At 59.2% G+C, this 12,035-nt stretch carries 12 protein-coding genes and 1 pseudogene; 7 read left to right on the top strand and 6 right to left on the bottom strand.

The genetic code is table 11. From position 1 onward, the window contains the following. Positions 1-19: 19 nt before the first annotated feature. Positions 20-487 carry a hypothetical protein gene (locus QMX98_RS09550; RefSeq protein WP_077750256.1) on the bottom strand — a complete coding sequence of 156 codons (468 nt, stop codon included), beginning with the start codon at positions 485-487 and terminating at the stop codon, positions 20-22. Positions 488-597: 110 nt separating this feature from the next. Next, complete coding sequence (locus tag QMX98_RS09545) at positions 598-1,446, bottom strand: LysR substrate-binding domain-containing protein (protein ID WP_282410640.1); 849 nt, start codon at positions 1,444-1,446, stop codon at positions 598-600. Between the two features lie 108 nt (positions 1,447-1,554). On the opposite strand from QMX98_RS09545, the gene QMX98_RS09540 reads away from it, so the two are divergent. From QMX98_RS09540 to QMX98_RS09525, 4 genes are all read left to right on the top strand, one after another. Continuing rightward, on the top strand, positions 1,555-2,259 hold the full coding sequence (locus QMX98_RS09540) for a haloacid dehalogenase type II (RefSeq protein ID WP_282410639.1): 705 nt from the start codon (positions 1,555-1,557) through the stop codon (positions 2,257-2,259). 20 nt (positions 2,260-2,279) lie between these two features. After that, positions 2,280-3,071, top strand: coding sequence for an aldolase (locus QMX98_RS09535; protein WP_282410638.1), 792 nt, complete (start codon positions 2,280-2,282; stop codon positions 3,069-3,071). 65 nt (positions 3,072-3,136) lie between these two features. Then, the gene (locus QMX98_RS09530) at positions 3,137-4,708 is read left to right on the top strand and encodes a GGDEF domain-containing protein (protein ID WP_010456092.1); all 1,572 of its coding nucleotides are present in this window, start codon (positions 3,137-3,139) and stop codon (positions 4,706-4,708) included. 141 nt (positions 4,709-4,849) lie between these two features. After that, positions 4,850-6,256, top strand: a complete 1,407-nt coding sequence (locus QMX98_RS09525) for a DUF1254 domain-containing protein (RefSeq protein ID WP_145306016.1) — start codon at positions 4,850-4,852, stop codon at positions 6,254-6,256. Between the two features lie 53 nt (positions 6,257-6,309). On the opposite strand, the gene QMX98_RS09520 is transcribed toward QMX98_RS09525, so the two are convergent. After that, the gene (locus tag QMX98_RS09520; RefSeq protein ID WP_042933049.1) at positions 6,310-6,615 is read right to left on the bottom strand and encodes a hypothetical protein; all 306 of its coding nucleotides are present in this window, start codon (positions 6,613-6,615) and stop codon (positions 6,310-6,312) included. 196 nt (positions 6,616-6,811) lie between these two features. Next, positions 6,812-6,906: pseudogene (locus QMX98_RS09515) on the bottom strand (GNAT family N-acetyltransferase); the annotation flags it as partial. 126 nt (positions 6,907-7,032) lie between these two features. On the opposite strand from QMX98_RS09515, the gene QMX98_RS09510 reads away from it, so the two are divergent. The 3 genes from QMX98_RS09510 to QMX98_RS09500 all read left to right on the top strand — a co-directional run bounded on the left by QMX98_RS09510 (position 7,033) and on the right by QMX98_RS09500 (position 11,434). Further along, positions 7,033-9,603, top strand: a complete 2,571-nt coding sequence (locus QMX98_RS09510; RefSeq protein ID WP_282410637.1) for an EAL domain-containing protein — start codon at positions 7,033-7,035, stop codon at positions 9,601-9,603. 97 nt (positions 9,604-9,700) lie between these two features. Then, entirely contained in the window at positions 9,701-10,495 is a 795-nt protein-coding gene (locus tag QMX98_RS09505; protein ID WP_010456084.1) for an exodeoxyribonuclease III, read from the top strand. Positions 10,496-10,606: 111 nt separating this feature from the next. Continuing rightward, positions 10,607-11,434 (top strand): arylamine N-acetyltransferase, encoded by an 828-nt coding sequence (locus tag QMX98_RS09500; RefSeq protein ID WP_282410636.1) that lies wholly within the window; start codon positions 10,607-10,609, stop codon positions 11,432-11,434. Positions 11,435-11,526: 92 nt separating this feature from the next. On the opposite strand, the gene QMX98_RS09495 is transcribed toward QMX98_RS09500, so the two are convergent. Both QMX98_RS09495 and QMX98_RS09490 read right to left on the bottom strand, forming a co-directional pair. After that, positions 11,527-11,859 carry a BrnA antitoxin family protein gene (locus QMX98_RS09495; RefSeq protein ID WP_010456079.1) on the bottom strand — a complete coding sequence of 111 codons (333 nt, stop codon included), beginning with the start codon at positions 11,857-11,859 and terminating at the stop codon, positions 11,527-11,529. Between the two features lie 3 nt (positions 11,860-11,862). Then, positions 11,863-12,035 (bottom strand): BrnT family toxin (locus QMX98_RS09490; RefSeq protein ID WP_282410655.1); only part of this gene is annotated, 173 nt, incomplete at its 5' end.

The raw sequence follows: 12,035 nt of genomic DNA, 5'->3' as shown, positions 1-12,035 counted from the left end.
TTCGTTGTTCGTCTGGGTGTTAAAGCTGCAGACCTTCCTGCACCACCGAAAGTAAATTGTTCTCCGTCAACGCAACCGCATCCAGTTGCTGTCCGGCCTGCTCAATCACCTGCAACCACCAATGTGTCTCGCCATCCGCGTCCACTGTGCGCAACAGCGCGAGTTCTTTGCCCGTCGAGTGAATCTCGACACGCCCAGCGCCATCTTCAGTGAAGCGCGCAACAGGGTCGAAGGTGATGCCGTGCTCATTGCCTTCGATCAGAAGCTGGTCGATCGCGTAATCGAAAGTCGCACCCTCTGAATCGCACTCGAAGACATGTGTCGGATTGCGTCGCAGAATCAGGCCTACCTCAGTCAGCGGCTTCAGCCACGCCTCGATCTGCTCATACAACTCGTAGACTTGGCCGGGCCAACTGTCGATCATCTGATCTGCGCTGGTAGACCGGGTCTGTTTCAACTTCGCCGCGAGTTCGTCTGCCTTACTCATTTCGATTCCCTGTCGTGGTGTAAGAGTAATCGTAGCTCCTTCACTGCTATCCGCGCTTTGCCCTGCGTCATGTCAGCGACACAAGCGTGACAAATCATTTCTATTCACACTCAATTGCCCAAGACCGCCAACTCCTCCCGCAAAAACTCCACCAAATCCCGCTGTAACCCGGTCAACGCGCCCCCGCGGCTGATCAACGCCAGCTCCGTCGGTGGCAACTCCGGCAGATCGGTGCACACGCTGTGCTCCGGCAACACCGCCGAAGCCGGCAGCACGGACACCCCCAGCCCCGAAGCGACTGCCGCCTGGATACCGGTCAAGCTATGGCTGCCAAACGCCACGCGCCAGGGGCGCTGTGCCACGTCCAGCAAGCGGATTGCCCGCTGCCGATAAATGCACCCTTGCGGAAACAACGCCAATGGCAACACGCCGTTGGCCGAGTCCACCCCCGCGCCTTTGACCCACACCAGCACTTCCGGCCACGCCGCCCAGCACGGTCCGCTGTCCGGTTCGCGTTTGACCAAGGCGATGTCGATCTCACCCGATGCGAGTTTCTGCTTCAGATCCGTGCTCATGCCGCTCACGGTTTCCAGCCGGGCGTGCGGGCGGGCGCGATTGAAACCGGCAAGGATCAGCGCCATACGCCGCGCATCAAAGTCCTCCGGTACGCCGATGCGCAGGATCTCCAGATCCAGGTCGCTGGCCAAGGCTTCAACGGCTTCAGAGGACAGGGCCAACAAGCGTCGGGCATAGTGAATCAACAGTTCGCCATGCTCGGTGACGGTGACGTTCTGACCAGTTCGGTCACGCAGGAGCAGGGGGTGACCGACCAATATTTCCAGCTTGCGAACCTGTTGGCTCACCGTGGATTGGGTTCGGTGCACGCGTTCGGCAGCGCGGGTGAAGCTGCCTTCATCGACCACGCAGACGAAGGTCTTGAGCAATTCAAGATCAAGCATGGCGATCTCCTTGATATTTGATTTTCTACTGACTAATCGACATTAATTTAATTTCACACTATCACTAGCGGCTCGTAATCTGAAGATCACCCTTCAGAGGATACAAACATGACACTCGAAAATACCCCGCGTCCCGAATGGCTAACCTTCGATTGTTACGGCACGTTGATCCAGTGGGATGAAGGCCTCAAGGCCGTGGTCGCCGACATCCTGCACGACAAGGGCGACCACAGCGTTGAAGCCGATCGCCTCATCGAGGTCTACGACCGGCATGAACATCGGCTGGAGCAGACTCCAACGCATCGCTCGTTTCGCCAACTGAGCACACTCGGGTTGCAGCTCGCCCTGGAGGAGTTGGGGCTGACGAGTCGGCCCGAAGACAGTCAGCGGTTGGCTGGCGCGATTCCGCGGATGCCGCCGTTCCCTGAGGTGATCGAGACCCTCGCGAAACTCAAGGCAATGGGTTTCAAACTGTGCATCGTCTCCAACACCGACGACGACATCATCGCCGGCAACGTCGCGCAACTCGGGGGGCATATCGATAGAGTCATCACTGCGCAACAGGCCGGGGCGTACAAGCCGAATCCGCGCCTGTTTGACTACGCTCATGAGCAGCTCGGTGTCAGTCGAGATCAAGTAGTGCACATCTGCGCCAGCCCGACACTGGATCACACCGCCGCCCGAGACATGCACTTTCGTTGTGTATGGATTGACCGTGGCACCGGTCGGCAATTGCTGCCGGATTACCGACCCGATGAGATATTGAGCACGCTGGATCAGGTCGTGCCTTTATTCACATCCCTCGGCTGGTAACAAAACACGGAGACCTCGTCATGGCACACACCCTTGCAGGCGGTTCGCGTTCCGCGCGTTATGCCGATCTCAACCTCGATTCACATGCCGTCATCACCGCCCGCACCGAGTTGGCTGCGTGTTTTCAACTGGCCGCGCTGCATGGCCTGGAGGAGGGCATCTGTAACCATTTTTCGGCGATGGTGCCGGGCCGGGATGATCTGTTTTTTGTGAATCCCTACGGGTACGCATTCGCCGAGGTGACGGCGCAGAATCTGCTGGTGTGCGACTTCCACGGCAATGTCGTGGACGGCGAAGGACAGCCCGAGGCGACCGCGTTTTACATCCATGCCCGACTGCACAAACAGCTGCCGAGGGTGAAAGTGGCGTTCCACACTCACATGCCTCACGCCACGGCGTTGTGCTTGCTGCAAGGTCCGCCGCTGCTGTGGTTGGGCCAGACGGCGCTGAAATTTTACGGCCGCACGGCGGTGGACGAAAACTACAACGGCCTGGCCCTCGATGAATCCGAAGGCGACCGGATCGCCGGTGTCATGGGCAACGCCGACATCTTGTTCCTCAAGAACCACGGGGTGATTGTCGCGGGGCCGACCATCGCCGAAGCCTGGGATGATTTGTACTACCTGGAGCGTGCCGCGCAAGTGCAACTGATAGCCATGGCGACCCAGCGCGAACTCAAACCGGTACCCCACGACATTGCCCGGCGGGCCTACGAGCAAATGCGCCTGGGCGATGCCGAAAGTGCTCGGGCGCATTTGCACAGTGCGATGCGGCGGCTGGCCAAAGGACAATTGCCCCACACTAGCGGGTAGACTAAGCTCACAAAAATTAAGGGCTTTGGGCCTTTGCCCATGCCTTGCCCTTACAGGACGAGCTTTTGCCTATCCTCACTCAAGACCCGCAGCAAACTCCTGGCGGCGCTTTGAAACGGTTATCTCTGCTCAAGGCAGCGGTGCTGTTTATCGCGACGGTGTGCCTGTGTCTCTGTGGTCTGCTTTATCTGCAACTGGAGCAATCGCGGCGCCACGCGCTGGACGTGGCGCAAGTCGCGTCTTCGAACCTGGCTCGCGCCATGGCACAGCAGGCCGAAGACACCTTTATGAAAGCCGACCTGGTGTTGACCAGTCTGGTGGACTGGATTCAGGTCGATGGCTACGGCGCGGCACAAAAGCCACGGTTGCAGAAAACCTTTGCCCGGCGGGCGCAGGCGCTCGACCAATTGCACGGGATATTTCTGTTCGACAAGCAAGGGCAGTGGGTCGTGACGTCGTTCGATGATTTGACCCGCGGTCCGGGCGTGTCGGATCGAGAGTACTTCACGTTCCACCAGCAGAACGCATCCACCCTCGCGCACATCGGGCCGGCGGTTCGCAGTCGGGAAAATGGAGAGTGGATCATTCCGCTCTCCAAACGGGTGAACGACAAGAACGGCAACTTCCAGGGCGTGGTGTTGGCCGGAATCAAAATGGCCTATTTCGATCAGTTCTTCAAAAGCTTCAGCATCGATGACAACGGCTCGATGTTTTTGGCGCTGACCGACGGCACGTTGCTGGCACGAAGGCCATTTGTGGAATCACAGATCGGCACATCCCTGGCCAAGGGCGAAATCTTTCATAAACTCTTGCCCAACGCGCCCGCCGGCAACGCGATGATCAGCTCGGTGATCGATGGCGTTGTACGTTTGTATGGCTACCGTCAACTCGACGCCTATCCGCTGGTGGTCTCGGCGGCATCGTCCAGGGATTCGATTCTCAAGGATTGGTACGACACCGCATTTCAATCCTGCGTCATCGTTGCCCTGGTGGTGCTGGGTGTCGGTCTATTCGGTTGGGTGTTCGTTCGCCAGGTGCGCGTCGGCGTGCGGGTCGAGGCCGATTTGCGCAAGGCCAAGGAAGCACTGAAGCTGATCGCGACTCATGACAGCCTGACGGGCCTGGCCAATCGCCGACTGTTCGAGCAGGCGCTGGACATCGAGTTTGGCCGAGGCGCCCGGCAGTCGAGTTCGCTGAGCCTGATCATGCTCGATATCGATTACTTCAAACGCTACAACGATGCTTACGGCCACGTCGCAGGGGACCACTGCCTGGCGGAAGTGGCGCGTGCGGTCAAGGGTTGCTGCCACCGCAAAGCAGACCTGGCGGTGCGTTATGGCGGCGAGGAGTTTGCGGTGCTGCTGCCTGACACCGACATTCACGGTGCGTTGGTGATTGCCGAACAGATCCGCCGCAGCGTCATGGACAAGAACATCACCCACAACGGTTCACCCACGGGATATGTGACGGTCAGTCTTGGCTGTTACGCGTTCGTGCCGACCGGGCGTGACAGCATCGAACTGTTCATCGAACGAGCGGATGCGGCGCTTTATCAGGCCAAGCATTCGGGTCGAAACCGTGCATCCGTGTTGTCGCTTGAGGGCGGTGTGGAGGCGTTGATGCGCTCCGATCGTTAAGCATTGGTTGCAGTTGTTTCAGCTGTGCAACAGTCGCTCGTCCGTCGGTCTCCCTGTCAGATCCAATTGTTTTGATCGTCTAGAGTGTCCGTAGCTCTGCCGAGCCCGGCAGACCTCCCCATTGCACGGACGATCGCCGAAATGTTGATACCTCAAGCATTGACAGCCGTTGCTCTAACCCTGGCAGCCTGTGCTGTCTTTCCGCTGGCCAGCCAGGCTCAATCGAAAATCACGCAGCAAGAAGCTCACGCCATCGGCGTGGATGCCTACCTGTATTTTTACCCGCTGTTGACCATGGATCTTACCCGCAAGCAGTTCACCAACATCGAACCCGGCAAAGAGTTTGGCAAGGGCCCGATGAACATGTTTGTGAGTGTGCCGCAGTACCCGCCCGCAGATTTCAAGGGAGTGGTGCGGTCGAACTTCGACACCCTGTACTCCATCGCCTGGCTCGACTTGACCCAGGAGCCGCTGGTGATTAGTGCACCGGACACCGCCGGGCGATTTTACTTGTTGCCGATGCTTGATATGTGGAGCGATGTCTTTGCCTCGCCAGGTTGGCGCACGACAGGTACAGAGGCCAGTCAGTTTCTGGTGACGCCGCCGGGATGGACCGGAACGGTGCCGCCCGGATTGAATCATTTACCCGCCCCCACACCTTTTGTCTGGGTCATTGGTCGCACCAAGACCGACGGAGTTGCGGACTACGCTGCGGTGCATAAGATTCAGGCGGGCTATACCGTGACGCCGTTGTCGCGGCTAGGCGAAAAGGTTGAACCGATCAAGGTGCACATCGACCCGGCGGTGGACATGAAGACGCCGCCAAAAATTCAGATCGATACGATGTCAGCGGCCGATTACTTCGTCTACGCCGCCGCGCTGCTCAAAGTGCATCCGCCCCACATCACCGACCAGCCGATACTGGCGCAAATGCAGCGCATTGGTATCGAGGCCGGCAAGCCGTTTGATTTCGATGCAATCGATCCCGATGTCCAGGCGGCACTTCAAACCGTGCCCCAGGAAGCTCAGGCGCTGATGAAGTGGAAGGTTGCAACCCTCGCGCGCGTGGTCAACGGTTGGTCGATGAATACCGACACCATGGGCGTCTATGGTAACTACTACCTTAAACGCGCCATCGTTGCGCAAGTCGGGCTCGGCGCCAACCTGCCCGAGGATGCGATTTATCCGTTAAACATCGGCGATGACAAAGGCAGGCCGCTCGACGGTTCTAACAAGTACGTGCTGCATTTCGACAAGGGAGAGGTGCCGCCCGTGAGTGCTTTCTGGTCGATCACCCTGTACGACTCTGAAGGGTTCCAGGTCGGCAACGAACTCAACCGTTTTGCGGTCAGCAGTTGGATGCCGTTCAAGACCAATGCGGATCAATCGTTGGATATTTACTTCCAGAACGAAAGTCCCGGAAAGGAACTTGAAGCCAATTGGCTGCCCGCGCCAAAAGGTCCGTTCAACTTGACGATGCGCTTGTACGGACCCAAGCCCGAGGCGCTTAACGGTAAGTGGGAGCCACCCCCCGTCAAGCGGCTATGAAGGTGTCGTATGAAAGCAGGCCGCGATGTTCATCACGGCCTGCTTTTATGCGTTCAGCTGCCTGTTCCACCTCCAGCCCCACCGGTACCACCGCCGGCAGCACCGGTGCCGCCGCCCGCGCCGGAACCTGAACCGCTGGCCCCACCGCTGGTGCCGGTACCGGAGCCACCACCCGAATCCGTACTGTTTCCGGAGGAGGGCGAACCGGGGGTGTTATCGGGCGGCATGGTCGAACCGCTGGTAGCGCCGGATTTCGTACCGGTCGCATCAGCACCATCGCCGGAGGCCGCAAAGGTGGCCGCCGAAGCGGCGCTCAGCAATCCGGCCAGAAAAATCGAAGTCATTTTGAGGTTCATCAGGGTACGTCTCCAAAGATGAGTCGTTACCTGATGTTGGTGTGAAGGGTGGGGCGGTTGGTGCCGGTTGGATGACGAGTGGTGGGGCCGATCGACGAGCGTGATCACCGTCTTCGCGAACTGGCTCGTACCCGCAGTCGTTTTGCAGGTATCAGAGAGGGCTGTATCCGTTCAGCTTCTTCTCAAGACTCTCCCGCACCTACGGCCATTTCTCATCAATGATGCTGGACCGTAGCGAGTGCGTGTTCGGCCATCCGGCATGATCCGTTCGTGGCGCACGGTGCCCTCCTGTTGCAGGTTGACGTGTGACGCGCGCCATCACAGGTTAGCGGCTGCCGATTGGCAATAGTCGTGGCGCGATGTTGGACCCTGGCTGCTATGGTCAATGGACGCAGGCAATCGATTGACAGGATCCCATGCATGGAATTGACCGCCACGACCGCCGCCGCACCAGCGCGCCATACACCGATCACACGGAACCTGGTCTGGTCTGTCGGGCTGGTATTTGTATTGGGGGTGCTGATTGCTCTGGTTGCGTTGTTCAACATTGCCGGCCGGCTCGATGCCCAGGACTTGGCCAAGACCACGTTCTACACCCAGCGCGCGCTGGAAAACCGCATCTCAGCCTCGAAAAACTACGTTGCCAGTTATGCAAACTGGACCACGGCCTACGATCATTTGAATGGCGAAGTTGACGCGCAGTGGGCTTACGTTGAGCAGAACATGGGCAAAACCCTGTTCACCCTGGATCATTACGACGGCGTTTTTGTGGTCGACCCTCAGCGAACCAAATACGCCGTGGTGCGCGGCCTTCAGGTCCAGGGCGACGCGGCGGCCTGGCTGTCGATAGCGATGGCAGCACTGATCGAGGAGGTGCAGGGCCAGGAAAGCCTGCTTGCCCCCATCAGCCGGTTCACGCTCTTCGAGGGGCAGCCCGCGCTATTGACGGCGGCGGCGATCGTGCCCAATGACGAAAGGCCGGCGGTCGATCCCCAAAGCACGTCGGTGCTGGTGTTCGTCGATCAATTGAGTTCGCAGAAGCTCAGCGCCTTGAGTGCCGACTATGGTTTGCATGACTTGAGTCTCGCACCTGACAACACCCTTGCTCCCGGTCAGCCTGCGGTCGGACTCACGGGCACTGGTTATAGTTTGGTCTCGCAGCTCGAGCAGCCAGGCCATCAGCTGCTTTGGTCACTGCTGCCGCCACTGGGCGGCGCGCTGTTGATTCTCGCGTTGTTGACGGCTTACTTCTTTCGTTACGTGTTGCGCACGTCCGGGCACGTGGATGCCAGTTACATCAAACTCGATTTGTCGAACCAGGCGCTGGAGGCCAGTGAAGAACGTTTTCGTGCAGTGGCCGAGGCCGCGTCTGACTGGATATGGGAAATCGATGACCAGCATCGCATCACGTATCTGTCGGGGCGTTTTGGCGCCGTCACCGGGTTTTCCGATCAGCAATGGCTGGGGCAGGGCATCGAGCAGTTGTTGTATTGCGACACTACGCCCTTGTCGCTGTGGCTGAACAAGCTCGACGAAGAGCACAGCGTCAGCCACCTGCGTTGCTCCTATCGCGAACAGTCGGGGCAGCAACGGATCAGTCGGGTATCGGCGCGACCGATCCTCAGTAAAGGCGCGGTGGTGGGTTACCGCGGCACGGCCAGTGACATCACCGATGAAGTCGCCGCCCATGCGCAGATCCAGCATCTGTCGTTGCACGACGCGCTGACTGGCCTGCCCAATCGCAACAAGCTGGCGCGCTACCTCGAAGACGCTTTGGTGCTGAAGGAGCATTCGGCGCCGCTGACGTTGTTGATGATCGACCTGGACAACTTCAAGCCGATCAATGATTCCCTCGGCCACCCGGCCGGCGATGCGGTGTTGCTGGAGGTGGCTACCCGTTTGCGTGAGTGCACGCGGGACATTGACCTGGTCGCCCGACTGGGCGGCGACGAGTTTGTGCTGGTACTCAATGGAATGGACATCCACACAGAAATCGACCGCATATGCGAACGTATCCTCCAAAGCCTGCACCAGCCGATCCACTATGACCATCACGCGCTGCACATCGGTGCGAGCATCGGTATCGCCTTGAGCCGGCGCCAGGGGCACATGCCGGAGGAGTTGATTCGATGTGCCGACATTGCGCTGTATCAGGCCAAATCCGACGGCAAGAAAACCTGGTGCTACTTTGCGCCGCACATGAACGACCAGATCCAGCATCGCCGCAAACTCGAAAACGACCTGCGTCAGGCGATCAAGAACAATGAGTTCGTGATGCACTATCAGCCTCGTTATCACGTCGATGGCAAGCAGATCGTCTCGGTCGAAGCGTTGCTGCGCTGGCAGCATCCTGTGCAGGGGTTGCTGGGGCCCGACTCGTTTATTCCATTGGCCGAACAGACCGATCTGATCGTGCCCTTGGGGCGCTGGGTTTTACGTGAGGCGTGCGAGACGGCACTGACCTGGCCGGGTGAGCTGATGGTATCGGTCAACCTGTCGCCCGTGCAGTTTGTTCGCAGTGACGTGGTGGAGGATGTCAGGGAGGCGTTGATCCAGAGTCGTTTGCCGGCCAGTCGACTGGAGCTGGAGATCACCGAAAACGTGATGCTCAACGATGTCGATGGCGCGCTCGCGACCATGAACTCGCTGAAGGAACTGGGCGTGCGGCTGAACATGGACGACTTCGGCACCGGTTATTCGTCGCTGGGTTATCTGCGCACATATCCGTTCGACGGGATCAAGATCGACAAGCGCTTCATCTCGTCCATGAGCGGCACCGGTAACGACCGTGCGGTGGTGCAGGCGATCATCAACCTGGGCAAGGCCATGGGGCTGACGGTGACCGCAGAGGGCGTCGAGACCCTGGAACAACTGGACTTCCTTATCTCGGACGAGTGCCATGAGGTGCAGGGTTTCTACCTCAGCCGGCCGATGGAAAACCAGGCGCTGCTGCCATTGCTCAAGGCATCGCGTGATGAGCATCCTTTGTGAGGGGGACCTTTAGTCGCCTGCTTCAGTTGTCGTCGCAACTGCCATGGCGCACTCCGGTCACAACTGGATATCGTCCATCCGTTGCGAGCCCCGGCCTATGAAAAACCTGAAAATCGCCACTTTCAACGTCAACGGCATGCGTGCCCGGCTGCCGAATTTGCTGGCCTGGCTAGAGCGAGAAAAACCGGACATTGCCTGTTTGCAGGAGCTCAAGTCGGTCGACAGCGCATTCCCGGCCGCCGAGCTTGAGGCCATTGGCTACGGCGCTATCTGGCAAGGACAGTCGTCGTGGAACGGGGTGGCGATTCTGGCCCGTGATGCGCAGCCTTTGGAGAGTCGGCGCGGTCTGCCGGGAGATGACACCGACACGCACAGTCGCTACCTGGAAGCTGCGGTGCACGGGATTCTGGTGGGCTGCCTGTATTTGCCCAACGGCAATCCGCAACCCGGGCCGAAGTTCGACTACAAACTGGCGTGGTTCGAACGGCTGATCGCCTATGCCAAGGACCTGCAAAGCAGCGAGCATCCGGTGGTGCTGGCCGGCGACTACAACGTGGTGCCCACCGACCTGGACATCTACAACCCGCGCTCGTGGCTCAAGGACGCGTTGCTGCAACCGGAAAGTCGCGAGTGTTACCAGCGTTTGCTGGATCAGGGCTGGACCGATTCCCTGCGTCATCTGTACCCGGAGGATCGGCTCTACACCTTCTGGGATTATTTCCGCCAGCACTGGCAGAAGAACTCGGGGTTGCGCATCGATCACTTGCTACTTAACCCGGCGCTGAGCCCCTATCTGCACGAGGCCGGGGTCGATGCCTGGGTGCGCAACGAACCGCACGCCAGCGACCATGCGCCGACGTGGATTCGCTTGAGTTCGCGCAAACAGCGTTGATGTTCAGAGGGTGGGCGATTGGCTAAATCAATTGTCAGTCGAACCGCTTTTTCCCTTATACATGGCGCCCATCGGCGGAGAGATCCGCGGCCCCTGCATAAGGACCGAGCAATGAGCGAACCACGCCTGACGAACCGTGCGGCATACCTGCAGCGCCTGGGTTTCGACGCGCCCCCGGCGCCGACCCTGGACACCTTGCGCCAACTCCAGTTGCGTCACACCGGGGCCTTCCCGTTTGAAAACCTCACCACGCTGTCCGGCGAGCCGGTACGCATCGACCTGCCATCCATCGAGCGGAAAATCCTGCATGAGGGGCGCGGCGGTTACTGCTACGAGCTCAACTACGCGTTTCTAGCCTTGCTTCAGGAGTTGGGTTTTGACGCATGCGGCATTACCGGCCGAGTCGTCATGGGTCAGCCCGAAGGCGCCTGGACTGCCCGCACGCACCGCTTGAGCCTGGTCACGCTGGACGGCGTGCGCTACATCACCGACGTCGGCTTCGGCGGCATGGTGCCGACCGCACCGCTCCTGCTCGACAACGATGAGGCACAACTCACGCCCCACGATCCATATCGCATCGAGCGCCATGCAGACGGCTACACCCTTCGCGCCAACGTCGGCGGCGAGTGGCGGCCGATGTACATTTTCGATCTGCAACGCCAGGAAGACATCGACTACGTCCTCGGCAACTGGTACGTCTCGACCCATCCGGAATCGTCGTTTACCAAGCAACTGTTGGTCGCGCGCACCGGGGATGGCTGGAGGCGCACGTTGAACAACGGCAGTTTTGCGATTCATCGGGTGGGCGCCGAGAGCGAACGGCGGCAGGTTGCAGATGTGGAGGAGTTGATCGGGTTACTGGAGGGGGAGTTCGGGATTCGCGTGCCGGAGCATGCGGGGCTGCGGCAGGTGCTTGGGCGGTTGATTCAGGTGACATAGCCATCGTCCCGAGGGCAGATTCAAAACATCTGCCCTTTTTCTTTGCGTGGGGCAGGCTCCGTACCCCCCTTGGGTATTGAAACGGCACACCCTCAAGGCTCAATCACACGATGGATCTCGCTCAAGACCTCTGAGAGTTTTTTCTCCAGGCTCTTCAGTTCAGATGCAGTAACGCCTTCTCTGAAATGCCCGCCATTCGCCACCGTGGCGTACTGATCGTGCGCGGTGGTTTTTTCCTTGGTGTTGAGCAGCGCCTGGCGCAGCGTGTTGTTGATCACTGTTTGGTAGCCATACCCCTCGCTCTCCGCCATGGCGCGTGCTGCTTCGATGACGACATCATCGAGCATGATGGTAATTCGGGTTTTGCCTTTGCTGGAGGCAACTGCTCCACGCTTGGCGTTGCTGAAGTCGTATTCGTCTTTCATCGTTCAATTCTCCAAATAACGACGGCGCTCGTTTTTGCTGGCGAGGCGCGCGGAAATGATTCGTACGAAATTCGGATCGCGATAGGTGTACGCAACGACCAGCAAGCGAGCTTTGGCATCCATGCCCATGACGATCCACCGTTGTTCATCGTGATGGTTGTCCCGAATCGTCAGTG

Origin of the sequence: Pseudomonas sp. PS02303 (assembly GCF_029959925.1) — a bacterium.
GTDB lineage: Bacteria > Pseudomonadota > Gammaproteobacteria > Pseudomonadales > Pseudomonadaceae > Aquipseudomonas > Aquipseudomonas mandelii.
Note: the sequence above shows the minus strand (reverse complement) of the source record. Positions and strands in the feature narration are given on the sequence as shown.

Coding starts and splice junctions, on each gene's coding strand:
- QMX98_RS09535 (WP_282410638.1), top strand. CDS start 2,280: ATGGCACACACCCTTGCAGGCGGTTCGCGTTCCGCGCGTTATGCCGAT.
- QMX98_RS09510 (WP_282410637.1), top strand. CDS start 7,033: ATGGAATTGACCGCCACGACCGCCGCCGCACCAGCGCGCCATACACCG.
- QMX98_RS09525 (WP_145306016.1), top strand. CDS start 4,850: ATGTTGATACCTCAAGCATTGACAGCCGTTGCTCTAACCCTGGCAGCC.
- QMX98_RS09505 (WP_010456084.1), top strand. CDS start 9,701: ATGAAAAACCTGAAAATCGCCACTTTCAACGTCAACGGCATGCGTGCC.
- QMX98_RS09495 (WP_010456079.1), bottom strand. CDS start 11,859: ATGAAAGACGAATACGACTTCAGCAACGCCAAGCGTGGAGCAGTTGCC.
- QMX98_RS09500 (WP_282410636.1), top strand. CDS start 10,607: ATGAGCGAACCACGCCTGACGAACCGTGCGGCATACCTGCAGCGCCTG.
- QMX98_RS09545 (WP_282410640.1), bottom strand. CDS start 1,446: ATGCTTGATCTTGAATTGCTCAAGACCTTCGTCTGCGTGGTCGATGAA.
- QMX98_RS09550 (WP_077750256.1), bottom strand. CDS start 487: ATGAGTAAGGCAGACGAACTCGCGGCGAAGTTGAAACAGACCCGGTCT.
- QMX98_RS09540 (WP_282410639.1), top strand. CDS start 1,555: ATGACACTCGAAAATACCCCGCGTCCCGAATGGCTAACCTTCGATTGT.